The sequence below is a fragment of the Pseudomonas ficuserectae genome, assembly GCF_024584585.1.
Classification (GTDB): domain Bacteria; phylum Pseudomonadota; class Gammaproteobacteria; order Pseudomonadales; family Pseudomonadaceae; genus Aquipseudomonas; species Aquipseudomonas amygdali.
Genome location: NZ_CP085684.1, coordinates 3,546,726 through 3,571,904 on the forward strand (window position 1 = coordinate 3,546,726; position 25,179 = coordinate 3,571,904).

Annotated in this window: 17 protein-coding genes and 6 pseudogenes; 10 read left to right on the forward strand and 13 right to left on the reverse strand. The window is 58.7% G+C overall.

Annotated features, from left to right (window positions below):
• Positions 1-56 precede the first annotated feature (56 nt).
• Positions 57-1,151, forward strand: coding sequence for a tartrate dehydrogenase (locus tag LJU29_RS15580; protein ID WP_257110901.1), 1,095 nt, complete (start codon positions 57-59; stop codon positions 1,149-1,151).
• 14 nt (positions 1,152-1,165) lie between these two features.
• Here LJU29_RS15580 and ptrR read toward each other — a convergent pair whose 3' ends face one another.
• Positions 1,166-2,044, reverse strand: coding sequence for a putrescine utilization regulator PtrR (gene ptrR, locus LJU29_RS15585; RefSeq protein ID WP_257110902.1), 879 nt, complete (start codon positions 2,042-2,044; stop codon positions 1,166-1,168).
• Between the two features lie 102 nt (positions 2,045-2,146).
• On the opposite strand from ptrR, the gene LJU29_RS15590 reads away from it, so the two are divergent.
• On the forward strand, positions 2,147-3,538 hold the full coding sequence (locus LJU29_RS15590) for an aldehyde dehydrogenase family protein (protein ID WP_005757877.1): 1,392 nt from the start codon (positions 2,147-2,149) through the stop codon (positions 3,536-3,538).
• A gap of 221 nt (positions 3,539-3,759) precedes the next feature.
• Here the strand turns inward: LJU29_RS15590 and LJU29_RS15595 are convergent, their stop codons facing one another.
• Positions 3,760-4,344, reverse strand: a complete 585-nt coding sequence (locus LJU29_RS15595; RefSeq protein ID WP_005733382.1) for a flavin reductase family protein — start codon at positions 4,342-4,344, stop codon at positions 3,760-3,762.
• A gap of 128 nt (positions 4,345-4,472) precedes the next feature.
• Here LJU29_RS15595 and LJU29_RS15600 point away from each other — a divergent pair.
• Positions 4,473-5,096 (forward strand): annotated as a pseudogene (locus LJU29_RS15600) (nucleotidyltransferase family protein).
• On the opposite strand, the gene LJU29_RS15605 reads toward LJU29_RS15600, so the two are convergent.
• Genes LJU29_RS15605 through LJU29_RS15620 form a run of 4 tightly spaced genes read right to left on the reverse strand, consistent with a single transcriptional unit; the run spans position 5,077 to position 9,928 of the window.
• Positions 5,077-6,045: an XdhC family protein gene (locus LJU29_RS15605; RefSeq protein ID WP_257112757.1), complete on the reverse strand. Its 969-nt coding sequence runs from the start codon at positions 6,043-6,045 to the stop codon at positions 5,077-5,079. The pseudogene LJU29_RS15600 and the gene LJU29_RS15605 sit on opposite strands and share 20 nt — an antisense overlap.
• A 2-nt stretch (positions 6,046-6,047) precedes the next feature.
• A complete protein-coding gene (locus tag LJU29_RS15610) occupies positions 6,048-8,264 on the reverse strand; it encodes a xanthine dehydrogenase family protein molybdopterin-binding subunit (protein ID WP_057424258.1) in 2,217 nt (738 codons plus the stop codon).
• A 9-nt stretch (positions 8,265-8,273) separates the two neighbouring features.
• Entirely contained in the window at positions 8,274-9,257 is a 984-nt protein-coding gene (locus LJU29_RS15615) for an FAD binding domain-containing protein (protein ID WP_005777643.1), read from the reverse strand.
• Complete coding sequence (locus LJU29_RS15620; RefSeq protein ID WP_054995159.1) at positions 9,257-9,928, reverse strand: (2Fe-2S)-binding protein; 672 nt, start codon at positions 9,926-9,928, stop codon at positions 9,257-9,259. The genes LJU29_RS15615 and LJU29_RS15620 overlap by 1 nt, the downstream gene beginning before the upstream one ends.
• Positions 9,929-10,822: 894 nt before the next feature.
• Here LJU29_RS15620 and mqo point away from each other — a divergent pair.
• Positions 10,823-12,466 carry a malate dehydrogenase (quinone) gene (gene mqo, locus LJU29_RS15625; protein ID WP_257110903.1) on the forward strand — a complete coding sequence of 548 codons (1,644 nt, stop codon included), beginning with the start codon at positions 10,823-10,825 and terminating at the stop codon, positions 12,464-12,466.
• A gap of 66 nt (positions 12,467-12,532) precedes the next feature.
• Positions 12,533-12,745, forward strand: a pseudogene (locus tag LJU29_RS15630) (response regulator); the annotation flags it as partial.
• On the opposite strand, the pseudogene LJU29_RS15635 reads toward LJU29_RS15630, so the two are convergent.
• Positions 12,736-13,332: pseudogene (locus LJU29_RS15635) on the reverse strand (COG4705 family protein); the annotation flags it as partial. The pseudogenes LJU29_RS15630 and LJU29_RS15635 sit on opposite strands and share 10 nt — an antisense overlap.
• Between LJU29_RS15635 and LJU29_RS15640 the strand changes: the two are divergent.
• A pseudogene (locus LJU29_RS15640) lies at positions 13,332-14,483 on the forward strand (hypothetical protein); the annotation flags it as partial. The pseudogenes LJU29_RS15635 and LJU29_RS15640 overlap by 1 nt on opposite strands.
• 50 nt (positions 14,484-14,533) lie before the next feature.
• Here the strand turns inward: LJU29_RS15640 and LJU29_RS15645 are convergent.
• A complete protein-coding gene (locus tag LJU29_RS15645; RefSeq protein ID WP_054996809.1) occupies positions 14,534-15,394 on the reverse strand; it encodes a CAP domain-containing protein in 861 nt (286 codons plus the stop codon).
• Positions 15,395-15,624: 230 nt separating this feature from the next.
• Between LJU29_RS15645 and LJU29_RS15650 the strand changes: the two are divergent.
• Positions 15,625-16,941 (forward strand): annotated as a pseudogene (locus LJU29_RS15650) (APC family permease).
• A 44-nt stretch (positions 16,942-16,985) separates the two neighbouring features.
• Here LJU29_RS15650 and LJU29_RS15655 read toward each other — a convergent pair.
• Positions 16,986-17,561 (reverse strand): nitroreductase family protein, encoded by a 576-nt coding sequence (locus LJU29_RS15655; RefSeq protein WP_057424255.1) that lies wholly within the window; start codon positions 17,559-17,561, stop codon positions 16,986-16,988.
• A gap of 25 nt (positions 17,562-17,586) precedes the next feature.
• On the opposite strand from LJU29_RS15655, the pseudogene LJU29_RS15660 reads away from it, so the two are divergent.
• Positions 17,587-18,402, forward strand: a pseudogene (locus LJU29_RS15660) (sensor histidine kinase); the annotation flags it as partial.
• Between the two features lie 268 nt (positions 18,403-18,670).
• The gene (locus LJU29_RS15665; protein ID WP_054996807.1) at positions 18,671-18,913 is read left to right on the forward strand and encodes a hypothetical protein; all 243 of its coding nucleotides are present in this window, start codon (positions 18,671-18,673) and stop codon (positions 18,911-18,913) included.
• Between the two features lie 186 nt (positions 18,914-19,099).
• Here LJU29_RS15665 and araH read toward each other — a convergent pair whose 3' ends face one another.
• The 4 genes from araH to LJU29_RS15685 all read right to left on the reverse strand — a co-directional run bounded on the left by araH (position 19,100) and on the right by LJU29_RS15685 (position 23,758).
• On the reverse strand, positions 19,100-20,065 hold the full coding sequence (gene araH, locus LJU29_RS15670; protein ID WP_004664988.1) for an L-arabinose ABC transporter permease AraH: 966 nt from the start codon (positions 20,063-20,065) through the stop codon (positions 19,100-19,102).
• A gap of 41 nt (positions 20,066-20,106) precedes the next feature.
• Entirely contained in the window at positions 20,107-21,630 is a 1,524-nt protein-coding gene (araG, locus tag LJU29_RS15675; protein ID WP_005757844.1) for an L-arabinose ABC transporter ATP-binding protein AraG, read from the reverse strand.
• A 55-nt stretch (positions 21,631-21,685) separates the two neighbouring features.
• Positions 21,686-22,699, reverse strand: coding sequence for a substrate-binding domain-containing protein (locus LJU29_RS15680; RefSeq protein WP_004664986.1), 1,014 nt, complete (start codon positions 22,697-22,699; stop codon positions 21,686-21,688).
• A 186-nt stretch (positions 22,700-22,885) separates the two neighbouring features.
• Entirely contained in the window at positions 22,886-23,758 is an 873-nt protein-coding gene (locus LJU29_RS15685; RefSeq protein ID WP_054995544.1) for an SMP-30/gluconolactonase/LRE family protein, read from the reverse strand.
• A 248-nt stretch (positions 23,759-24,006) separates the two neighbouring features.
• On the opposite strand from LJU29_RS15685, the gene LJU29_RS15690 reads away from it, so the two are divergent.
• The gene (locus tag LJU29_RS15690) at positions 24,007-25,155 is read left to right on the forward strand and encodes an aldose epimerase family protein (protein WP_257110904.1); all 1,149 of its coding nucleotides are present in this window, start codon (positions 24,007-24,009) and stop codon (positions 25,153-25,155) included.
• The last annotated feature ends 24 nt before the right edge of the window (positions 25,156-25,179 follow it).

Sequence of the window (25,179 nt, forward strand, 5' to 3'; positions counted from 1 at the left end):
GCATGGATGGCCTGTGTGACTCATCCCTGACAAGCCGTCCGACAAGAGTGCCCGACATGAACAACAAGAAACTGCGTATTGCTGCCATCGCCGGTGACGGCATCGGCCTTGAAGTACTGCCCGAAGGCGTACGCGTGGTTCAGGCTGCCGCCGCGAAGCACGGTCTGGAGCTGGAGTTCGAATACTTCGAATGGGCCAGCTGCGATTACTACCTGAAGCACGGCAAGATGATGCCGGACGACTGGTTTGAACAGCTCAAAGGCTTCGACTCGATCTTTTTCGGTGCCGTGGGCTGGCCGGAAAAAGTGCCAGACCACATCTCTCTCTGGGGCTCATTGCTCAAGTTTCGCCGCGAGTTCGATCAGTACGCCAACATCCGTCCGGTGCGCCTGTTTCCCGGCGTGCCCTGCCCGCTGGCCAATCGCGAACCGGGCGATATTGATTTCATCGTGGTGCGGGAAAACACCGAAGGTGAATACTCGTCGCTGGGCGGGATCATGTTTGAAAACACCGAAAACGAGTTCGTGTTGCAGGAATCTGTGTTCACCCGTCGCGGTGTGGACCGTATTCTCAGGTTCGCTTTCGAGATGGCCAGCAAACGCGAGCGCAAGCACGTGACTTCCGCGACCAAATCCAACGGCATGGCGATCAGCATGCCCTATTGGGACAAGCGCACCGAGGCGATGGCCAGTCAGTACCTGGACATCAGCTGGGACAAGCAACACATCGATATTCTGTGCGCGCGCTTCGTGCTGCAACCCGAGCGCTTCGACGTGGTGGTGGCGTCCAACCTGTTCGGCGACATCCTCAGCGACCTCGGCCCGGCGTGCGCTGGCACCATTGGCATTGCGCCGTCGGCCAACCTCAACCCGGAGCGTAACTTCCCGTCCCTGTTCGAACCGGTGCACGGCTCGGCGCCCGACATCTTCGGCAAGAACATCGCCAACCCGATTGCGATGATCTGGTCCGGCGCGCTGATGCTGGAATTCCTCGGCCAGGGCGATGAACGCTTCACGGCGGCTCATGACGAGATCATCACTGCTATCGAGCAAGTGATTGCCAGTGGCGACGTCACACCGGACCTGGGCGGCAAGCGTTCGACCCAGGAAGTGGGTGCAGCGATTGCCGGACGGGTATCTGCCGCGCAGTAAGTGCTGACGTTACCTCATCCGGCTTGCGGCGGTCTGGCCTGTTCTTCCAGCAACTCCACGAAGCGGGTCAGGCTGCGCGATACGGTGCCTCGACGCCAGATCAGCCAGGTGTGCAGGTAACGAAACTTTTCGGACAAGGGCCAGACACTGACTGTGGCACAACCGGGCATGCTTTCCAGCATGCTGCGTGGCATCAGCGCCAAGCCGGCACCGGCGCTGACGCAGGCCAGCATGCCGTGGTAAGACTCCATTTCGTGGATCTTGCCCGGCACTGCGGCGTCCTCGGTAAACCAGCGTTCGAAGTGGTGCCGGTACGAGCAGTTGGCACGAAACGCGTAGATGCTTTCACCGCTCACATCCCGCCCGCGCTTGACCGGCGCATGGTTGAGTGGCGCGATGATGACCATTTCCTCTTCGAATACCGGCACACCCTCAAGTGATGGATGCAGCACCGGCCCGTCGACAAACGCAGCAACCAGGCGCCCGGCAAGCACACCGTCGATCATGGTGCCGGACGGCCCGGTGGACAGGTCCAGTTCGACCTTGGCGTTTTGCTGGTTGTAGACCGCCAACAGCGCAGGAATCCTCACGGCCGCCGTGCTTTCCAGCGAGCCCAGTGAAAAAGGCCCTTGCGGTTCTTCGCCAGAAACCGCCAGCCGCGCCTCCTGTACCAGGTCCAATATGCGCCGCGTGTAATCGAGAAAATTCCAGCCTGCGGGAGACAGGCGCAAGCGGTGCTTCTCGCGAATGAACAGGTCGACGCCCAGATCCTGCTCCAGCTGTTTGATACGCGTCGTCAGGTTCGAGGGCACGCGATGATTATGCTGCGCAGCAGCGCTGATGCTGCCGTGTTCAGCCACCGCCTTGAACATCTCCAGCTGAACCAGATCCATTTCATTCTCCAATCATGAACGATGCGATCATTATTATTCAGTTTTAGAAAGCATTGCACACCTATATTCTGGTCCCACTTCCCACCTCAACAGGATGGCGCAATGACTACTGTCACCAGCAACACCCACGCAATCTCGATCAACCCCGCCTCAGGCGAACAGATCGGCCACTACGCCTTCGAATCCGACGCCATGCTGGATCGCAGCCTGTCGCGTGCGACGGCCGGCTTTGCAGGCTGGAAGCGCACGCCTGTCCAGCAACGTGCGCAACTGATCATCGCCATGGGCCAGGCCCTGCGCGACGACGCCGAAAACATTGCCCAGATGATCAGCCGGGAAATGGGCAAGCCTGTGACGCAGGCCAGAGGCGAAGTCGAGAAATGCGCGCAGTTATGCGATTGGTATGCAGCGCAAGGCCCGGCAATGCTGATGGCCGAGGCGACTCAGGTCGAGCATGACAAGGCACGCATCGAGTACCGTCCGCTGGGCCCTGTTCTTGCGGTGATGCCGTGGAATTTCCCGATCTGGCAAGTATTGCGCGGCGCAATTCCGACATTGCTGGCAGGCAATACCTACGTGCTCAAGCATGCACCCAACGTCATGGGTTGCGCATACCTGATGCTCGACGCGTTCAAGCGCGCCGGTTTCCCGCAGGGCGTTTTTGAAGTCATCAACGTGGCTGCCGAGGGCGTCTCGAAGGCCATTGCCGACCCACGCATTGCGGCCGTCACGCTGACCGGCAGTGTTCGCGCCGGCCAGGCCATTGGTGCTCAGGCCGGTGCGGCGCTCAAGAAGTGCGTGCTGGAGCTGGGCGGTTCCGACCCGTTCATCGTGCTCAATGACGCAGACCTGGATCAGGCTGTGAAAGCGGCTGTCATCGGTCGTTTCCAGAACACTGGGCAGGTCTGTGCCGCGGCCAAGCGTTTGATCATCGAGCAAGGTGTGGTCGAGGAGTTCACGCGCAGGTTCGTTGAGCAGACTCGCCAGTTGGTGATCGGCGATCCGTTGTCCGGCGAGACCTACATAGGTCCGATGGCACGCTTCGATCTGCGCGATGAACTGGATGCTCAGGTTCAGGACACCCTTGCCGAAGGCGCGAAACTGTTGCTGGGCGGCAAGAAGGCTGATGGCCAAGGCAACTACTACGAGCCGACCGTACTGGGCGACGTGACCGACCAGATGACTTCCTTCAGGCAGGAGCTGTTCGGCCCGGTAGCATCGATCATTACCGCCCGCGACGCGCAGCACGCTCTGGAGCTGGCCAATGACAGCGAATTCGGCCTGACCGCGACGGTCTACACACGTGATCTGCAACTGGCAGAGCGCATGACCGAAGAACTGGAAACCGGTGGTGTGTTCATCAACGGCTACAGCGCTTCAGACCCGCGCGTGACGTTTGGCGGCGTGAAGAAAAGCGGCTTTGGCCGTGAACTCTCGCACTTCGGTGTACGCGAGTTCTGCAATGCACAGACCGTATGGCGCGATCGGCACTGAGGGTTGGGAAACACCAGTACACATGTCCCAGTGGGAGCGAGCTTGCTCGCGAAGGCGGACTCACATCAGCATAAATCTTTGGCGGTCATGCGGGTCTCTTCGCGAGCAAGCTCGCTCCCACAAGACCCTCTGGGTGCGTGAACTTCAACTATCGTGCGACGCTCTGCGTCGACATGCCGTTCTGGACGCTCTGCGTCCAGTCTTCCAAGCGTCCAGGGCGATTACTCCTCGCCCGTTTCCACAATCGCAGGCTCACCAATCGTATAGAAATGCCCGCCCGCCACGTAATGAAGGCTGCGCCATTTCGGGTCGGCCTTTTCGAACTCCCAGTGCCCGTCGTTGAACACACGGGTGTCAGCCCAGGCGCCGATGACTTCGCCAATGAACAGGTCGTAGGTCTGTTGATTGTGCGGCTCCGGAATGACCTTGCAGATCAGCCAGGCAGAGCAACCGACAACCAGCGGCGTGACATGATCTTCAATCAGAAACAGGTCGACATTGGCTTTATCAAGCTTGTCCGGGGTGAAGACCTTGCTCTGGGTGCCGACGTCGAAGGTCATCTGCAATTGATCCAGATTGGGCACCTGCAACGCAAAATAACCACTCTTCTCCACCAGCCCACGGGTTTTGGTCATCTTGTCGATCACCAGTGTCACCTTGGGCGGCGAGAAATCCAGTGCACAGGCCCATGCGGCAGACATGACGTTGTGAGTGCCTTCATGACTGGAGGACACCAGCACCGTCGGGCCGTGATTGAGCAGACGGTAGGCTTTTTCCAGCTCGACAGGACGAATGTGATTGTCCACTTGAAACCCTCGAAAACATGATTCGTACCGCTACCGGCAGAGCAGCGAAATAAGGCATTCTGCGTACACCAGCCGTACTGCATGGTGTGGCTGCACGCGAACCCTCTCACGACTCATAAGGCATCGGATTGAGCAGCATAGACAGCCAGAACCCCAAAGTGTTCGCCTTGGTACTGGCGGCAGGCCGAAGCAGGCGTTTTGGTGGCGATAAAAGACAGGCAGCATTGCCCTGTGGACGTACCTTGCTGACCGCAAGTCTTGAAAACGCTAGAAACGAATTCGGCAACGTGGGGCTGGTACTGCGTACGGACGATGACGCTGAAGCACTGGGTATTCCCGCAGACGTAACAATCATCCGCAGCGAACATGCCGACCTGGGCATGGGCCACAGTCTCGCCAGCGGCATTGCCGCCTTAATGGACTCCGCTGCCGAGGCCGTCGCCATTCTGCTTGCAGATATGCCCTAGATAAAGCCGCAGACCCTGCGTGACCTGGCCGCAATGGCCAATCCTCAGCGCATTGCCGTGCCAATGCATGGCGGCCAGCGCGGCCATCCGGTGATCATTGGTCGGCAGTTCTGGCCGACACTGCAGACGCTGGAAGGCGATCAGGGCGCTAAAGCCCTGATCATGAACAACCCGGAGGTGTGTGACGTACTGAATTGCGATGACCCAGGCATTCTGCGCGACGCCGACACTCCGTCAGCGCTGGCGCAAGCCTGTGCGCAATACCTTAAACCTCGGCACGACTGACACCGTTGGCCACGCGCAGGATGTCAGCCATCACCGCAATGGCGATTTCGGAAGGCGTCTTGCTGCCCAGGTTCAGGCCGATGGGGGCATGGATTCTCTTCAGCACCCTGGCATCCAGCCCGCCGATCCGGCCCAGACGCTCCAGACGTTTGCTGCTGGTGCGCATCGAACCCATCGCGCCTATGTAGAACGCCTCAGTGCGTACGGCTTCAAGCATGCTCAGATCGTCCAGTTTCGGATCATGGGTCAACGCCAGTACCGCCGTCGAACTGTGACAGCCACCTTCGGCAATGAACACCGCAGGCAATACACCGCGCACCTCGACACCCGGCATCGAAAACCCTGAGGTGACCTCGACACGCGGGTCACAGACGATGACTTCATAGCCCATCGCGACGGCAAAACTGGCGCAGAACTCCGCCACCGGCGATAGCCCGGCAAGCAGCACGCGATACACCGCCCCCATACGAATGCTGATGCGTTCGCCGTCCACCTGCACCCGCGCTTCGCCCATCGTTGCAGTTCCGATTTCTCTCTGCCCACCGCCCAACTGCACGTGCCTGCTGACCAGCTCGCGTCCGGCAAGCGCCTGCTCGATAGCCCCCAGATGTGCATCCGCTTGCGGACTCGGTGCAATGAACTCGATCAATACACCCAGCACACCACCGCACGGCAAGGCCCGCGTCGGTGCGAAGCCGCCGTCGCCGTAGCGAACGACCTGATTGACCGGCTGAAACTGCCCTGCAGCGACCCGTTCGAGAAAGTCCTCCTCCACACAGCCGCCAGACAGGGAACCGCAATGCTCACCGCTGCTCAGCGCCACCAGCATTGCCCCGGGCCCGCGTGGGGCCGAGCCGAACGTAGAGAGAACCGTGCATAGCCAGACGGCTTTGCCGCCAGCCAGCCAGTCACGAGCCTGTTGCACCACCTGCAAATCGAGCTGTTTAATTGCTACAACCCCGCCATCAGTTTTTCCTTGCTGATCGGCAGGCTGCGCACCCGTTTGCCGGTCGCGTGATACACCGCATTGGCCACGGCAGCTGCAAGCCCGGTCACACCGATTTCGCCGATACCCCGCGCACCGAACTCACCCAGGTTGTAGTCCGGATAATCGAGCAGCAAGACGTCGATATCCGGCTGATCCGCATGCACCGGCACGACGTACTCGGCATAGTTGTTATTGACCGGCATGCCACTGCGCGGGTCATATTCACCGGCTTCGAACAACGCCATGCCGATGCCCATCACGATTGCGCCTTCCACCTGATTGCGTGCTGCCAGCGGGTTGACCACTTTGCCCACGTCAATGGCACTGACCACCCGCGAGACGCGCAGGCTGGAAATGCCCGGATCCCAGCGCACTTCGACGAAATGCACACCGAACGAGCGGAAGGAATACTTGCCCGCCTCCGGCATACCACTTTGAAAATTACCCTCAGCGCGCGACAGGCGCTGCCCCTTCAGCACGTCGACAAAGCTGGCGCGCTGTTCGCCGATCACCAGTTGCCCGTTTTCGACCTTGATCGACTCGGCGTCCTGCCCGGCGAACACCGCATCCTTGCTGACAGCGTACTGGCGCAGCTTCTGCAACGCTTCACGCGTGGCCCCGGCAATCGCCGGCATTACGCTGGCGGTCACCCATGAACCACCGGAAACGGGGCCGGCCGGGAAGGACGAACTGCCCAGCTCTACTTCAACACGCTCAACGGGAATGCCGGTCAACTGGCTGACAGTCTGCGCCACGATGGTGTATGTGCCGGTGCCAATGTCCTGCAAGCCACATTGGGCCAGTGCCGTACCGTCGGAACGCAGGATGACCCGCGCATCGGTGGGCACCTGATAGGCTTCCCAGTTACAGGCACCCATGCCGTAACCAATGATTTCATCACCTTCACGCATCGAGCCGATATCGGCCTTGCGCGCGTGCCAGCCGAATCGCTCGGCGGCTTTGTCGATAGCTTCCGGCAGGTGATTGCTGGACCACGGCAAGCCGACGCTCTGATCCTTGTCGGCTAGGTTCAGCTTGCGAAATGCCAGCGGGTCCATGCCACTGGCCAACGCCATCTCATCAATGGCCGACTCCAACGCAAACAGTCCTGGTGCCGCACCCGGCGCGCGCATGGAAGTCGGCGTACCCCGGTTGATGGAGCTGATCTTGTGGCTGACCAGCACGTTGTCGCAGGCATACAGGCTTTTGGTCACGCCACCGCAGTTTTCGGTGTAATCATCCAGCATCGACGTGTTGTTGAACGACTCGTGACGGATCGACACCAGCTTGCCGCTGGCATCGGTGGCCAGACGCAAGCGCTGGCGGGTCTCCGGACGATGGCCCACGGTGGTAAACATCTGCGCGCGTGGCAACACCAGTTGCACCGGGCGACCGGTAACCCTGGCCGCGGCGCAGGCTGCCACGGAGTGCGGCCATGGCCACAGCTTGCCGCCAAAGCCCGAGCCTATGAACGGTGCGCGCACTTCAACGCGGTCGGGCGAAAGGTCGAAAACGTTGGCCAGCAGGTTGCGGTGGTTGACCACGCCCTGAGTGCTTTCGTAAACAAACAGCTTACCGTCCTGCCACCACGCCGTGCTGGCGTGCATCTCCATCGGGTTATGCACTTCAACCGGCGTGGTGTAAGTCTGATCGACTTTGACTTTTGCACTGTCAAACGCGCTGTCCGGCTTACCCCGGTTGTGCCCGGCACCGCCATCACGGGCACCATTGACCCGCATGCCTTCGTCAAGGTCCTTAACCGCCGGGCGCTCGTCATACTCGACAGTCACGCGGTGGGCAGCCGCCCTCGCCTGCTCGAAGCTTTCGGCCACCACCAGAGCGACAAACTGGCCAGGGTAATAGACCCGGTCATCCTCGAACGGCAGGCGATGCTCGTCCGCCTTGCTCGCCGAAAGCATCTTGGCGAAGCTCAGCTTGGTGTTCGGAGTACGGTGCAAAGCAGGAAAATTGCCATGATGGAAGATATCGACAACGCCAGGCATCGCCTTGGCCTGCTGATCCTTTACGGCAACCACGCGCCCGTTGGCTATGGTGCTGTAGACGCCATAGGCATACAGCATCTTGCCCATCGGGTGGTCTGCCGCATAGCGCGCCTGACCACTGACTTTCTTGCCGCCGTCGATACGACGCTGCGGCACACCAATAATGTTTTCGCTCATGAGAGATTCCTACGCCGTGAGGTCACGAAGATTGCGAACGATGACCTGCTGACCCAGCGGGATCTTGAAGGCGTTATGTTCATAGGCCCGGGAGCCCTTCATCGCCAGCGCTGCGACCCGCGCAAAGGTGTCCATGTCAGCACGCTGACCGATCAGTGCACGTTCAGCCTCCACGGCCCGCCACGGCTTGGTACCCACGCCACCCAGCGCGATACGCGCATCGGTGATTCGCTTGCCGTCCATCACCAGAATCACTGCACTGGACGCCAGGGCAAACTGGTAAGAGGTACGGTCGCGCAGCTTGAGATAAGAAGAACGACCGCCTGCCAGCGGTGCATCCAGCGTCACGTGGGTGATCAGTTCGTGGGCCGCCAGCGCAGTTTCACGTTGCGGCGTATCACCGGGCAGCAGATGAAAGTCGGCAAAAGGAATATCTCGCGAACCATTGGCCCCCTGAACGGTTACCTGCCCGCCGATGGCCGCCATGCCGACGCACATGTCCGAAGGATGCGTTGCAATGCAGTGATCGCTGGTGCCCAGCACCGCATGCACGCTGCGGTTCATGCCGCCGATAGCTGCGCAACCGGAGCCCGGCTGGCGCTTGTTGCAGGCTGAAATACCATCGCGGAAATACGGGCAGCGCACCCGCTGCATGACATTGCCAGCGGTGGTGGCCTTGTTGCGCAACTGGGTCGAAGCACCCGCCAGAATCGCTTCGGACAACACCGGATAGCGCTGCTGCACCAGTGGATGCCTGGCCAGATCAGTGTTGCTCACCAGCGCGCCGATGCGCAGACGCCCATCGGGCAGCGACTCGACCTGTTTCAACGCCAGATGATTGATGTCCACCAGTTGCTGCGGTTGCATCACATCCAGCTTGACCAGATCAAGCAACGTGGTGCCGCCTGCCAGATAGAAGCGCTGCCCCTCACCCGACGCAGTGCTGAATGCCTGCGCGGGCGATGCAGCCCGAGCGTAATCGAACGTTCGCATCAGGCAGCTCCTCCCATCTTCGAACGCGCAGACTGCACGGCCGAGAGAATGTTCTTGTAGGCACCGCAGCGGCAGATATTGCCGCTCATGGCTTCTCTGACGCTGGCGTCATCGGAAGGGATGTTCGGGTCCTGGAGAATCGCGACGGCGCTCATTATCTGTCCAGACCTGCAATAACCGCATTGATAGGCATCGTGTTCCCAGAAGGCTTCCTGTACCGGGTGCAGCTTGCCGTTCTCGGCCAGGCCTTCGATGGTTGTGATGCTGTCGCCCTGATGCTGGACGGCAATGGACAAGCAGGAATTGATCGCCACGCCATTGACCAACAGCGTGCAAGCACCGCACTGGCCATGGTCGCAGCCTTTTTTGGTGCCCGTCAGTTGCAGGCGGTCACGCAGCACGTCGAGCAGAACGGCGTTGGCCGGCACGTTCAGGGTATGAACCTGGCCATTGACCTTCAACTGGATGCGCTGCTCGCCCGCTGCAGGCGCGTCACTGTCTTCGATTACAGGAGCCGCCGGGGCTGCCTGCAGCATGCCGTCGGAGGGTATCCAGGCAGACAGCGTGGCCGCAGCAATGCCGGAAGCCCCGAACTTCAAGAAGTTTCGGCGCGAAGGCTGCACGGCACTGCTGTCCACAGCAGAATCCTTGTGCTTTTTGGGTTCACTCATCAGGGTCACTCGGTAATAGCCGACGCTGCTGTAAAGCGACGGGCGTTATTGTCTGGTCAGCGGCCTGGGCGTACTCCTGCTCCACGGCGCGCTGCCTTGATCTTTCATCGGGTTTTCATGGGTGATCAGAGCCAAAACGCTATCACCGGTTAAGTGTTTAACTGGCCAGCGCTGGTAAAGTTCCAACTGTTTGACGGGCGTCTGTATCCGGAGATTGCAGCCACCACACACCACAGTCGTGTATTGACACTAGCAGGTGGTCGGGATGCTGATTAGCCAGGCAAATCCACACACCCTTGTGAAACTGGCTCATGAATGCCGTGCGGCAGTTAAAAATGTGCGCGGGCGACGGGGTCCGGCGGATTGCCACATTCTGGCAAGCGGCTAAAGACCCGCGCATAAACGACGATATAGATGGGGGGCAGGCTGTGAAGCGTCTAAATCAAGGCATTCGCGCCCGATTTGATGATGGCATCTCGCAACCGAGGTGCACATTATGCGAAAATGCCGCGTCTTTGCCGGTATGCCACCGTGGGAATGTCGCAGCACGCGTGCATTAAATTGCACATCAGGCGTGCCTCCATGCCCCGATGCGGCGTCTCAGACTCCGTGAACAGGCTGACCAGGTGTGTTTTCTGGAGGATGCCGAGGGGTGATATTCCCGGGCGTCGCCGCACACCAACAGAGCAAATGTCACTCATGACGCTGAATCCAATGATGATAAGAAGTCAGCGCAGCAGGACATAAATTGAGGTCTCGAGCGGTATTATATTGGCCTTGTATGTCCACCTCTAGTCCCTGTGGGTGCGAGCGTTTGTCGCAGGCTTCGATGCATGTGACAGGCCGTTTCTTCAGGATTAGTCGGCGGATGGCGTTTATCAGATGGATGACAGAATGTTTAAAAAAGTGAACACGGCCCTGCTGGGTCTGGCCATTTCCATGGGCCTGATGCCCGTGCAGGCGGCTGAAACCAAGAAAGTCGACGTATTGCTCGTCGGCGGCGGAATCATGAGTGCAACACTTGCGGTCTGGCTCAACGAGCTGGAGCCGAGCTGGTCGATGGAAATGGTCGAGCGTCTCGATGGCGTGGCCGAAGAAAGCTCCAACGGCTGGAACAACGCCGGTACCGGCCACTCGGCCCTGGCCGAGCTGAACTACACCCCGGAAGACAAGAACGGCAACGTTGATATCTCCAAGGCCATCGAGATCAACGAAGCGTTCCAGATTTCCCGTCAGTTCTGGTCGTGGCAGGTCAAGACCGGCGTTCTGAAGAGCCCGCGTTCGTTCATCAACTCCACGCCGCACATGAGCTTCGTGTGGGGCGACAACAACATCCAGTTCCTGCGCAAGCGTTACGCAGCATTGCAGGCCAGCCCGCTGTTCAGCGGCATGCAGTACTCCGAAGACCACGAGCAGATCAAGAAGTGGGTTCCATTGATGATGGAAGGTCGTGACCCGGCGCAGAAGCTGGCCGTGACCTGGAGCCCGATTGGCACCGACGTCAACTTCGGCGAGATCACCCGCCAGTTCGTCGCCAACCTGAAAGCCAAGCAGAATTTCAATCTGCAGTTGTCGAGCGAAGTCGAAGACATCAATCACAACGACGACGGCACCTGGCGCGTCAAGTACAAGAACCTGAAAGACGGTACTGTCACCGAGACCGACACCAAGTTCCTGTTCATCGGCGCTGGCGGTGCTGCCCTGCACCTTCTGCAGGAATCCGGTATTCCTGAAGCCAAGGAATACGGCGGCTTCCCGGTCGGCGGTTCGTGGCTTGTCACCGACAACCAGACTCTGGCCATGCAGCATATGGGCAAAGCCTACGGTATCGCGTCGACTGGCGCGCCACCCATGTCGGTTCCGCACCTTGACACCCGTGTTCTGGATGGCAAGCGCGTGATCCTGTTTGGCCCGTTCGCGACCTTCTCGACCAAGTTCCTGAAAAACGGTTCCTACTTCGATCTGCTGACCAGCACCACCACGCATAACGTGTGGCCGATGACTCGCGTTGGTATCGAACAGTACCCGCTGATCGAATACCTGGCAGGTCAGGTAATGATGTCTGACGACGATCGCTTCGCTGCTCTGCAGCAGTACTTCCCGAACGCTAAGAAAGAAGACTGGCGCCTGATGCAAGCCGGTCAGCGCGTACAGATCATCAAGCGTGACGAAGAAAAAGGCGGCGTTCTGAAGCTGGGTACCGAAATCGTTGCTTCCAAGGACGGCTCCATCGCCGGTCTGCTGGGCGCATCGCCAGGTGCTTCGACTGCAGCGCCGATCATGCTGGGCGTGCTTGAGAAAGTCTTCAAGGACAAGGTAGCGACTCCGGAATGGCAGGCAAAACTGCGCCAGATCGTGCCTAGCTACGGCACCAAGCTGAACAACAACCCGGATCGCGTTGCCGAGGAATGGGCTTACACAGCAGAAGTCCTGCAACTGACTCCACCGCCGCCGGTGAACAAGACAGGTAATGCTCCAACACCTGCACCTGCTGCACAGCCAGCGGAAAGCAATCCAGCCAGTGACATGGCGCTTTAAGGCTTTCACAGTTTGAAGCAAAGCCCCGTCAGACAATGTCTGGCGGGGCTTTTTTGTAATTGGCGCGACTATGACTTGGCCATTCTGGATATCAATATCATCGGCGGTAACTCGTTCCCGATAGCAGCGGCCATTGCCCATCGCGGCATACCCTTCATGTTTTGCTCCGGGTATGGGCGACTGGGCATTCCCGAGGTATGGGTTGACCGGCGCTGCGTCGCCAAACCGTTCAGTGCAGAGCAGTTGAATGAGGCCTTGAGCGAACTGCTTCAGGCCTGACCGGGTTCGCTCTCAATCAGCCTGTTATCGGCTGGCGAAGGTTTCCGCTCACGGTAAGTCGCCACCACCACCACCACCACCAGCGCCAGCAACACCGCGAGCAACACTGCGGACGACCCTATCGTGCCGAAATCCAGCCCGCCCTTCTCGTAGGGCTTGGTCAGCACATCACCCAGCGTTGCCCCGAATGGCCTCGTCAACACAAAGGCTATCCAGAAAAGCATGATCGAGGACAGTCTGGTAGTGAAATGCAGGACGACGACCAACGCTATCGCAGAACCGATCAGCACTGCCCCCCCCCCGGCAAAACCGAGCCCCGAGTCGTCGGCCAGATAATCGCCGAGCGCTGTGCCCAGCGTGTTGGAGATGAGAATCGCGAACCAGTAAAAAAGCTCACCTTTCAGCGTCGAAACTCTGTTTACCGACAACGATTTCTCGCTGACATACCACGCGTAAAAAATGACCATCAGCAGGGTAATCAGAATTGCAGAGCCCGTTGCGTAGCCAAGCCCGAGTGTTCGGTCCATGAAGTCCGACATCGTGGTGCCTGCAGTACTGGTGGAAAGAATGACCAACCAGTAAAGCACCAGAAGGCGCCAGCAAGGCGGCACAGTCTATTCAGGCCGACGGTTTGACCAGCGATCTCAACGATCTGGTCGCCGCCCCGTCGAAGATCAGCGACGAGAATAACGCCCTCGCCACCAAGGACCTGTTCGGCCTGCTCAAGGCAGAGCTCAAGGGCTTTCTGAGCTTTGCCGGCGGTGCCAGCCATTTTGTAAGTCTGGCTGATCAGGTTGGCGACCTGATGGGTAAAGGCGGCCTGGTGGACATGCTGGGGCTGGACAAGACGTTACCGGAGATATGGGGCAAGGAAAGCTTTGGCAAGGCCAAGGAAGTCAGGGTCAGCGGCATTTCCGCAAGCAACCTGAGCGAGATCCGCACCGCACTGGATGCGACTGATGAATATCGGCTCAATTCGACGCTGGGCGACATGGCTGGCGGTGCAGAAGCGGAACGCCAGGCCATGGGTGGCATCACCCAGCGGCTGGATGACGCCGTGCAGGCTTCAGGGGCCAAACTGTCTTCTGGAACTGCCAATAAAATCGCGGCCTCGGTCGTCAAAGTACTGGGGCCTGCAACGGATCTGGCTGGTGGTTTTGCCGATATCGTACTGGGTGCATTCACCATCAAGGACGGCGTGAAGTCAGGTGACAAGCTCGCTCAGGCCGCAGGCGGCCTGCAAATTGCCGGCGGCGCCTTCGGCGCGTCAGCCGGCGTACTGGGAACCGCGGCGCTGGTGGGTGCAGGCGGCGCGGCGGCCACCGCGCTGGCCGGGCCATTCTTCCTCGTCGGCGTTGTGATTGCTGTCGTTGGCGGGATCATTGGCTATTTCGTCGACCATAACAAAAAGCAGAAAGCATCCGAAAAGGAAAACGACTGGTATCGCGATCTGGCGGCAGACGGTTTGCTGCAGTCCGACTGGGGCGACAAGGTCGAATATGCACACTACTCGATCCACCACTATCGCGAACGCGAAGCGCCTGAAGACGACAACCTGTTCCGCTTCCAGAGTGCCGAGTGGAAGCATTTCGACGAAACGCCGCAGGAAGGCGGCTCTTCCACCAACCGTCTTGATGACACGTTACACGTGGAATACGGCGAGCCACACAAATCGCCGGATCAACAGAAGCGTGACGAATTGAGAGAAGCACCGCGCTGGAGCGGCTCGAAGGTCTGAGCCATTCATGCATGTTCGACAAGCCGCCGTTCAGGCGGCTTTTCGGTTGATCAGGGAGCGCCGAACAGCATGGTCCAGTACACACCGTAATCGGCGTTGGTAGCCGTCGCATAGGCCGCGCCGACCTCGGTAAACATCGGGTTCATGAGGTTGGCGCAATGTCCCGGGCTGGCCAGCCAGCTGGCCATTGCCTTGCTGACGGTGCTCTGCCCTGCTGCGATGTTTTCACCGATCTGCCGTCCGCCGTAACCTGCCGCACGGGCGCGATCTGCCGGTGAGTCGTTATCAAAGCCGCGATGCGTGAAGTAATTCTCGCTGGCCATCGACTGGCTGTGCCCCTGTGCAGCCATTTCCAAGGTCGTGTTCCAGCTCAGCGGTCTGGCCGAAGGAAACGGCTGCTTGCCACACATGCGCGGCTTGGCTCGCGCGGCATTGACCTGCGCCAGAAGTATGCGGCCAGCCGAGCGTGCATCCTCCAGGCTTTCGTCGATCAACGGTTTCGCCAATACCACACGCCAGTCGCCACGCTCGCGAGTGATACCGATGTCGGCGTATTGCGGGTCAAGCAAAGCGCCGCAATAGCGTTTTTCGAGCATGCCGAACGCCTCACCAGCGCTCTGCGCACCCGCAAGTCGTATGGTCCGGACGGTGACCGCCTGGTAACCGGATGCCTTGAGCGCATCACGTGAACTGCCAGCGAAATTGATCGGCAACGCTACGCTGGTGTTGAGCGTCAGCGCCCTGGAGATTTTTGTCATCCGTGCTTCGCAGCGCTGAGGTTGCCCCCGAAAATCGTTGATGACCTGGACCAGTTGTCGCTCGTCACTGGCACAGGCATGGCTGGCGTACATGGGCAGCAGAGGCACGAGGTACACGCACATGCGCCAGAAATAACGGTGCGATTCAGGCATGAACACAGACTCGAAAAGGAAAAGGCACGCCATGAATTTCAAGGCCCGAATAGGACCCTGAAAAAGCCTCTTGGTTCATGCTGCATGTTCAAGTGCAGTGGTTATTCAAATGCCTGTTCCGGCAAAAAGCACCGCTGATCCGGGCCTCTCGCGATCACGTTGAATTTACCCGGACCATCACGATCTTCCTTACAGACCTCCTGTAACTGCCGAGAAAGGATTCTTTCACCATGGCCACTCCTCCCGAAACTCCGTCGCTGCGCCGGGCAATCACGGCACCGATGCTGACACTGTTCATCCTCGGTGACGTGCTGGGTGCTGGCGTCTATGCATTGGCAGGCACCATCGCCGGACGTGTCGGCGGAGCCATCTGGGCACCCCTGCTGATTGCCCTGTGCTTCGCCTTGCTGACCGCTGCGTCCTATGCGGAACTAGTGACCAAATACCCTCGTGCGGGCGGTGCAGCGGTGTATGCCGAAAAAGCCTTCGGCAAGCCGCTGCTGTCGTTTCTGGTCGGCTTTTCCATGGTGGCGGCAGGTGTCACCAGTGCGGCCGGGCTGGCGGTCGCGTTTGCCGGCGACTATTTCCAGGCATTGGTGAGCTGGCCGGCGCAGTGGGTATGTGTGGGCTTTCTGGTGATTGTTGCGCTGTTGAATGCGCGTGGCATCAAGGAGTCGTTGTCGGCCAATCTGGTAATGACCCTGATTGAGCTGAGCGGGCTGGCAATGGTGATTGCGGCCGCAGTCTGGTTTGTCAGTCAGGGTAATGGTGTGCCGCAACGTGTATTCGAACTGGACACGAACTCACCCGCCACCGCGATTCTTGCCGCATCGCTACTGGCATTTTATTCATTTGTGGGCTTTGAAACGTCTGCCAACCTGGCCGAAGAGATCAAGGATGTGCGCAGGGTTTATCCACGGGCGCTATTCGGTGCACTGCTCATTGCAGGCGTGGTTTACATGCTGGTCGGCGTGGGCGCGGCCATGGTGCTGCCCGTCGAACAGTTGAAAGCTTCGCAGGCCCCGCTGATGGATGTCGTCAGTGCTTCAGGGTTGGGGATACCTGCCCCATGGTTCGCGGTGATCGCGCTGATTGCGGTTGCCAATGGCGCACTGCTGACCATGATCATGGCCAGCAGACTGACCTTCGGGATGGCTCGTGAAGGACTGTTGCCCGCGGTGATGGGCTCGGTTCTGCCTCAACGGCGCACACCCGGCGTGGCCATTTTCGCAACCACAGTGGTTGCCATCGCGCTGTCCTTTACCAGCACCCTCACCACGCTCGCTGAAACCGTGGTGTTATTGCTGCTGTTCGTGTTTCTCAGCGTCAATATCGCGGTTCTGGTGCTCAAGCGCGACAAGGTCGAAGCCGGCCATTTTCAGGTTCACTGGGTCATTCCGGTATTGGCGATTCTTTCCTGCCTGCTTTTGCTGACCCAGCAAGGCCCTGAAACCTAGTTGCGTGCCAGCATGATGCTCGCTGTCGGAGCCGCGCTTTATGGACTGACCCGATTAGGCAGTTCAGTGCTGGTTTCACACCCGCGCTGAACGGCATTTGTGATGCATGCCACGCGCGTGATTCAGGCTTTACTTCAGTGTGTAGCGACGATGTCTGAAATCGGATTGCGCCACCGCTCTTCGATTCTCGCATCGTCTGCTCGATAGCCAAGAGCGATAACCAGCGGTATGACGGCACCACGTGGCAGCTGGAGAAGTTTGGCAACTTTCGCGCCTGAAAATCCTTCCATCGGGCACGTATCGATGCCCTTCGCGGCTGCACCAAGCATGATGGTTTGAGCTGCGAAGATGGCATTGCGTGCCGCCCATTGCCGACCGCCGATATGGCCGATGGGGAGTAGCGAGAGGGTCGGTCGGATCAGCGCTGCAACCGCAACAATGGGCGACCACAAGACAGAAGATCCCACTCCGAGAACCTTCTGAAACATACCTATCTGTTTGCGGTAGCAGACCTTCGAATCTGTTCCCAACACAGACGAACCTTCAACGTGGGCAAGTTGTGCGTTGGCTGTACGCAACCCCAGCGCAGGACTCGCCACGATCACGATGAGCTCGGCCGCTGATGCTGCAGCTTTCTGGCCGTTGCAAGCGACCGCCAAATTCGCTTTGAGCCCAGGATCGCGAACCCAGTGCAGTTGATAAGGCTGCATGTTCCCGCTGGAGGGGGCATAGGCTGTGCGCCTGCACCGCCCGGTTCAGGCGCTTGCGCTAGGCATGAAGCAACTCGATCCGGAAAGCCTTTCGCAACGCCTGCCAGTGCAATACGACCAGGAAGAACTCAAAGACATTGCCTGCGGTATAAACGCACATCTGGAACGGGTCGAGCAATTCATGGCCCGGGAACGCGCCCTTCTCGATCAGGCCAGTCATGAGTTTCGTACGCCGATCGCGGTGATCAGCGGCGCGCTGGATGTGCTGGCCAGGCAAGCGCTACCCGCGTGTGCAGCGCCACCGATTCAACGCATGCGGGCAACCGTGGATAACCTGACCGAGATCATGGTCGCGCTGCTGTATTTGTCGCGCGAGCCCATGTCCTCGGCGCCGGACGACCCCGTCGAGCTGGACCGCCTGTTGCCAGGCCTGGTCAAGGACCACCAACACCTTCTGGACGGCAAACCCGTGCAGTTTTCGGTGCACATCCACCAGACGCTTTGCCTGCAAGTGCCCGAGGCGATGTTACGCATTGCCATCGGCAACCTGTTGCGTAACGCTGCCGAAAACACCTATGACGGAACAATCACCGTGCGCCTCAAGGACGGTGTATTGAGCGTGACCGACTCGGGCGAAGGCTTCGACACTGCGCAGGCGTCCCTCCATTACCTGTCTCTGCTGAGAAACTCGACCAGAGCGGGCACCGGGAAAGGCCTGGGGCTTTTTCTGGTGCGGCGCATCTGCGAACGATTTCGGTGGACGCTGACCCTGGAGTCGATGCCGACGCTAGGCACCAGAGCGGAGCTGGATTTCCGGACTCGGCTAGTGCAGTACCGGTAAATTCGACAGCAAGCCTCTATAACTTCAGCGTCGTCATGAATGGCATGAGAAACATCATGAGATTAACGGTGCGACACTATTAATAAGCACGCTAAGTTAAATTTTTTTCACAGGCCAAAAAACACCCTTACCGTCATAAAAAAAAATATACATTATTCACGTGGCCGATAACCTGCCATTCAGCAACTTTAATGCAGTTATTTGTAGCCACCCCATCATTAAGCCACGCAGAGAAAACATCATGAACCGAGTAACAGCAAAGTCCGCATTGAAAGCTCTCGTTGTGACAACCATTGCAATCATCGGCCTGCAGGGCACGGCATTTGCCGCCACCGGTATACAAACCGCACCAGCTGTCGATGGCAAACACGCGCTCGTGCAAGAGGCCGGCAAGACTGAAGCCACCCGCACCACCTCTGCACCACTGCAAGTAGCGACGAGGCTGAAAAACGGCTTCCGTATCAACACCGCCTGTGACGATACCGGCCTCCCTTGCCCGCCTCGCGGCTAAAAGCACCGGTTAAAAAACAGCCGCAAAGTAGTCACTTTGCGGCTGCACCGTTATAGAACAATACCGTTGTTACCTGTCCACTCTGCAAGTGATCAGTCCCCTGAACTCAGCCGCTACTCGCATCTCCATCCATGTCGCTCATGCCCTCGCGACTAAACAGCAATGCCATAACAGCGGCCAACAGGTTCAGCGACGTTTCAGTCGGTCGATGATCACCGCCAGCAACAGAATCGTGCCGCGAATCACGTACTGGTAGAACGTATCGATATTCTTCAGGTTCATCGCATTCTCGATGATCGCCAGAATCAGCACACCAGCGATTACATGGCGGATCATGCCGATGCCGCCGCTCAGCGAAACACCGCCCAGTACGCACGCCGAGATGATGGTCAGCTCGAAGCCCTGACCGATCATTGGCTGCCCCGAGGTCATACGCGAAGCCAGCACCACGCCAGCCAGTGCCCCGACAAGCCCGTGAACCGCGAAGATGATGATCTTGGTGCGATCGACATGCACACCCGCCAGCAATGCAGCTTCCTGGTTGCCACCGATGGCCATGGTGTTGCGCCCGTAGGTGGTGTAGTTGAGCAACCAGCCGAAGAATATGAAACAGGCGATGGTGATCAGGATCGGCACCGGCACGCCATATATCTGGCCATTGCCGAAGATGAAGAAATCCTCGTTGGAGACGCCGACGGCCTTGCCGTTGGAGAAGATATACGCAAGGCCGCGCACAATCTGCATGGTCGCCAGGGTCGTGATCAGGGCATTGATGCGCAGCTTGGCAATCACGATGCCATTGATCAGACCAACCACCAGCCCCAGCGCCAGCGCGGCAGAAACACCGAGAAACACGCTGTCGGTGTCGCGGATAACAATACCGGCGATGACCCCGGAACAGGCCAGCACCGAACCGACCGACAGGTCGAAGTGCCCGGACGCCAGACAAAAGAGCATGGTGCAGGCAGCAATGCCCACGGTGGAAATCGCAAGGCCTAGCCCCCGCATGTTCAGCGGTGACATGAAGTTGTCGATGAACACGGCGCACAGCAGGAAGATTCCCACGGCAGCCAGGAGCATCACCCAGTCATCGGCAAAACGACGCAGGTTCATGCCCTGACGGGGAGCCTGCAGGCTGGATTCGGTAGACATATGCACCTCTTTATTATTGTTCATGGTCAGGGGACCGGTTATCAGCTGCGCGTGCGAGGCAGAGCCAATTGCAGGAGTCGCGATTCATCAGCCTCATCGCGGTTGAGTTCACCAGTGATCGCGCCTTCGCTCATCACCAGAATGCGGTCGGAAATACCCATGACTTCCATCAGGTCACTGGACACCACAATGACCGCAATCCCGTCGGCGGCCAGGTTGTGAATGATCTCGTAGATCTCGGACTTGGCACCGACGTCAATCCCGCGGGTGGGCTCGTCCAGCAACAGGACCTTCATCGGCATCGACAGCCAGCGACCGAGAATCGCCTTCTGCTGATTGCCGCCGGAGAGGAACATGATCTGTTGCTCAGGCGATGGTGTCTTGACGTTCATCGACTTGATCTGGCTGCGTGCGTTGTCGCGCTCCCAGCGGCCCTGAATCAGGCAGCCGAGATTCACATGCCGGGGCCGTGCACCGATGTTGATGTTCTCCGCGACGCTGGACAGCGGCACGATACCTTCCTTCTTGCGGTCCTCCGGGCAGAGCAGAATGCCTGCTTCGATCGAATCGCGTGGGGACTTGAGCGTCAATGGCTTGCCGTCCAGCTGCAACGTGCCTGCCGTGCTGCGCGTCAACCCCGACAGCAGACGGAACAGCTCGGTACGCCCGGCGCCCACCAGCCCGAAGAAACCCAGCACTTCACCTTTCTCTACGGCAAAACTCACGGGTTCGTGCAGCCCCGGCCCCAGTAACCCGGTCACTCGCAGGCTAGGCCCTTGATGCTGGCGCGGACGATAATTGTAGATGTTCTGAATATCCCGGCCGACCATGCAGGTCACCAGCCGGTCATGATCCAGATCAGCCATCTGCTCGAAGGTTTTTACAAAACGACCGTCCTTGAACACTGTTACGGCATCACAGACACGGAAGATTTCTTCCATGCGATGAGACACGTAGAGAATCACCCGCCCCTCGTCGCGCAGCCGCACGATAATCGCCATCAACCGGTCAATTTCACGTGCCGACAGGCTGCTGGTGGGTTCGTCAAAGGCGATGACGTGCGCATTGCGTGACATGGCCTTGGCGATCTCCACCAATTGCCGCTGGCCCAGTGAAAGATCACCCAGGCGAGTGCGCGGGTCGATTTCGTCAGCCAGGCCTTTGAGCAGCTCACCTGCCCGACGGTACATCGCACCACGATTGATCAAACCGAAACGATTGGGCATGTGCCCAAGCAGCAGGTTCTCGGCGACGGTCATTTCCGGCACCAGATGCAATTCCTGGTGAATCACCGCCACACCCGCCGCAATACTCTCGGCGGTGGATTTGAACTGGTAGCTCTGCTCACCGATCTGCAAGGTGCCGCTATTGGGCTGATAAGAGCCGCCGAGGATTTTCAGCAGCGTGGATTTACCGGCACCGTTCTCGCCCATCAAGGCGTGAACACTGCCGGGGCGCGCTTCGAAGCTGATGTCCGAAAGCGCCTTTACGCCGGGGAAGACCTTGCCGATGCCATTGAAGCGCAAGGCACCGTTTATGGATGTTTGCTCGATAGCCTGTTGCATGAAACCAACCTCCTCGCACGTGTGAGGGGCCTGAAAATCAGGCCCCTCAGTCAACTCACTTCCACAGACCAATCTTGGTCAATACTTCCTGGAAGTTGGCGCGGGTAATCAGTGTCACATCGTCCATAGCAGTATATTTAGGCGGTTCAACACCCTCGGTGACCCACTTATACATATACAGCGCGGTGTTGTAGCCTTCCTTGTCAGGGCTTGGCAGCATGGAGCCAAAGAAGCCACTCTCTTTTTTCTTCAGCTCATCAATGGCATCGGTGCCGTTGATGCCGATCCCGATAACGTTTTTCGCGCTGAAACCATTGCTCGCCGTCGCGCGTACGCCCCCCAGAACAGTGTTGTCGTTCATGCCGCCGATGATCAGGTTTTTCGCATCGCCAGGCAGTTTTGGCAGCGCCGAGTTGGTGGCGTCCATGCTGCCTGGTACATCAAGAGTTTTCTGCGCGGTGAACAGGATGTGATCTTTCGGCAAACCGGCCTCTTCTAGCGCCTTCACCGAACCATCAGTGCGTTTCTTACCGGTGTCGAGCTCGTTGTAAGTGTTGATGATCGCGTAGGTGCCTTTCCACCCGCCCTCATCCCACTTGCGGTTCTTCGCTTCGGTGGCCATCGCGGCACCTTGCTTCTGGCCCACTTCAAAGGCTGCCATGCCCAGATATGGCACGTCCTCCATGAATTTGCCGTTGGCGTCGACAAAACGATCGTCCACGGCCATGACTTTCAAACCGAGCGCCTTGGCCTTGGCCACGATTGCAGGGCCCAGAGAGACATCAGGCGGGCAGATCACAAAGCCCTTGGCACCGTTGGCGGCCAGGCTGTCGATAGCGGAAAGGGTCTTTTCACCATCTGGCACGGCAATCTTGAGCACGGTAAAACCATGCTCCTTGCCTGCCTTTTCAGCAAACGCCCATTCGGTCTGGAACCATGGCTCTTCAGCCTGTTTGACCAGAAAGCCGATTTTGACTTCATCAGCAGCGGAGGTGATGCCACTCATGCCCAGAATGGCGGTGGTGACGGCGGCACAGCACAGGGAACGAATCCCGTGACGACTCAACATAGCTAACTCCTTATTTTTATTGAATAGCTACAGCGTTCAGCGAGGTGGCGGTTGCAAACGCGGAGGCGTCCGAGAACCGATTAAATAGTCATACCATATAATGAATGACCGCTATGTAACCGAATGTCACTCCTGCATTTTCCACCGCGACGCCGCCGCAGAAAAGGCGACGGCGCGGCATTTTTTTCAACCGCTGAAGCGCTGACACAGCGTTCCTTTGACGCCAACATGCGCCATCAGCACCGCGCCATCGAACCGTCCATGAGCATCGGCAGGCGCTGCACTGGTGACATACAGTGTCTCCAGGTCAGGACCACCGAACACACAACTGGTGGGATGGCTGACGGGCAGCTCGATGACCCGGTCGACACTGCCGTCGGGGGCAAAGCGGATCAGGCAGCTGCCTCCCCAGCGCGCGTTCCATACATAACCTTCGGCATCCATTGCCGAGCCGTCGGGCGAACCCTGGCCCTGCTCGGCCGCCCATACCTGACGTGGTCCCAGCGAGCCATCTTCCTGCACAGGGTATTGGTAGATCACTTCGTCCAGGGTATCGGCGCTGTACAGCACGCTGCCGTCGGTATTCCACAGCAGGGTATTGACGATCCCCTGCCCGTCCAGCAAACGCGTCACGCGGGCGTCGGGTTCAACCCGGAACAGCCCGCCCGAACGACGGACCAAAGGTACGTCTTCGCCTTCGGCATCGATATTGTTTTGCATGCTGCCCAGCCACAGGCGGCCACGCGCGTCACAACGGGCCTCATTGGCGCGATTGCCAGGGGTGGGGTCTGCGACGCAAAACAACGCCAGTGAAGTTTTTTCGGATGTGAGGTCCAGGCGATACACGCCGCTGGCCAGAGTCACCAGTGCGTCGCCCTGCCCGGTCGGTATAAACGCAGACACCGGCTCGGGCATGCGCCATTGGCGATACTCCCCGGCAACCAGCCGACAAGCCAGAAAACCGGCAATGTCGACCCAGTACAAGGCCTGCTCTGCGGCATCCCAGAAGGAGCCCTCGGCCAGCTTGAAACGGTGCTCGGAAACGGGCAGCCAGTTCATGAAAAATGTCCTTTGTTATTGTTGTAAAGGCACTTTTTGGATGTTTGCGTCGCAGTCTTGTCCAACCTGCGTGCCCAGTCGACCGGTTTCGCAGGCATCCAGCGGATCGACCGGCTTCAGTGAAGCTGGCACTACTAAATAGTATTACAATTTATTTTTCAAGTGGCATTTTATAGGCTATAAATCCATGCATCGGCTTTAATCCGATCAAATAGTCTTACCAATAAAAATAAAAGCAGGCAGATCAGATGAAAAAACATGCTCTCCTCAGCACCCTTGGACTGTCCTTGATGATCAGCACCTTGACTGCACAGGCCGCAGCACTCTCCAGCGAGCACAGCACTTTCGGCCAACTGCCCGACGGCACTGCCGTCGAGAAATTCACCCTGCGCAACAGTCGTGGCGTGCAGGCCAGCATCATCACCTACGGCGCGACGCTGCAATCGCTGCTGGTGCCTGACAAGGCCGGAAAGGTCGAGGACATCGTCCTGGGCTTCGACGATGTTCAGGGCTACCAGAACAACGGCACGGTTTATTTCGGCGCGACCATCGGCCGATTCGGCAACCGCCTGGCAGGCGGCAAGTTCAGCCTGGATGGCAAGACCTACCAGGTCCCGCTCAACGACAAGACCAATGCCCTGCACGGCGGCACTCAGGGTTTTGACAAACGACTCTGGAAGGCAGAAGAAACCAAGACCGGTGATTCGGTCGGCGTGAAGCTGACCTACGTGTCGCCGGATGGCGAGATGGGCTTTCCGGGCACATTGAAAACTGAAGTCACTTACAGCCTGAATGAGAAAAACGAGCTGAAGATTGACTACCGCGCCACCACTGACAAGCCGACAGTGCTGAACCTGACCAACCATAGCTATTTCAACCTAGCGGGTGCAGGCAGTGGTGATGTACTCAAACAGGTCGCCACCCTGCACGCTTCGCACTACACACCGGTCAACGACAAGCTGATCCCGACCGGCGAACTGCCTGCCGTCGCGGGCACGCCGATGGACTTCCTCAAGCCCACCGCGTTCGGCAAGCACATAAAGGATGATCACCAGCAGTTGAAATATGCCGAACCCAAACAAGGCGGTTTTGATTTCAACTGGGTGCTCGACACTAAGGGTGATGTGAAGAAACTGGCCGCCGAGGTCAGCGACCCGCAATCAGGCCGCAGGCTGCAGCTGTTCACCACAGAGCCAGGCATACAACTGTATACCGGCAACTTCCTGGATGGCAGCATTCATGGCAAGGCGGGCAAGGTCTACCCGCACTGGGGTGCCTTTACCCTGGAGACCCAGCACTATCCTGATGCGCCCAATCAGCCGAAATTCCCCAGCACACGACTGGACCCAGGCAAAGCCTACACCCAGACCACCGTGTTCAAGTTTCTCAATAACTAGGGACGTTGAAGTCGCCCAGCCCCT

Coding starts and splice junctions, on each gene's coding strand:
- LJU29_RS15580 (WP_257110901.1), top strand. CDS start 57: ATGAACAACAAGAAACTGCGTATTGCTGCCATCGCCGGTGACGGCATC.
- ptrR (WP_257110902.1), bottom strand. CDS start 2,044: ATGGATCTGGTTCAGCTGGAGATGTTCAAGGCGGTGGCTGAACACGGC.
- LJU29_RS15590 (WP_005757877.1), top strand. CDS start 2,147: ATGACTACTGTCACCAGCAACACCCACGCAATCTCGATCAACCCCGCC.
- LJU29_RS15610 (WP_057424258.1), bottom strand. CDS start 8,264: ATGAGCGAAAACATTATTGGTGTGCCGCAGCGTCGTATCGACGGCGGC.
- LJU29_RS15615 (WP_005777643.1), bottom strand. CDS start 9,257: ATGCGAACGTTCGATTACGCTCGGGCTGCATCGCCCGCGCAGGCATTC.
- LJU29_RS15620 (WP_054995159.1), bottom strand. CDS start 9,928: ATGAGTGAACCCAAAAAGCACAAGGATTCTGCTGTGGACAGCAGTGCC.
- mqo (WP_257110903.1), top strand. CDS start 10,823: ATGTTTAAAAAAGTGAACACGGCCCTGCTGGGTCTGGCCATTTCCATG.
- LJU29_RS15645 (WP_054996809.1), bottom strand. CDS start 15,394: ATGCCTGAATCGCACCGTTATTTCTGGCGCATGTGCGTGTACCTCGTG.
- LJU29_RS15655 (WP_057424255.1), bottom strand. CDS start 17,561: ATGCAGCCTTATCAACTGCACTGGGTTCGCGATCCTGGGCTCAAAGCG.
- araH (WP_004664988.1), bottom strand. CDS start 20,065: ATGTCTACCGAATCCAGCCTGCAGGCTCCCCGTCAGGGCATGAACCTG.
- araG (WP_005757844.1), bottom strand. CDS start 21,630: ATGCAACAGGCTATCGAGCAAACATCCATAAACGGTGCCTTGCGCTTC.
- LJU29_RS15680 (WP_004664986.1), bottom strand. CDS start 22,699: ATGTTGAGTCGTCACGGGATTCGTTCCCTGTGCTGTGCCGCCGTCACC.
- LJU29_RS15685 (WP_054995544.1), bottom strand. CDS start 23,758: ATGAACTGGCTGCCCGTTTCCGAGCACCGTTTCAAGCTGGCCGAGGGC.
- LJU29_RS15690 (WP_257110904.1), top strand. CDS start 24,007: ATGAAAAAACATGCTCTCCTCAGCACCCTTGGACTGTCCTTGATGATC.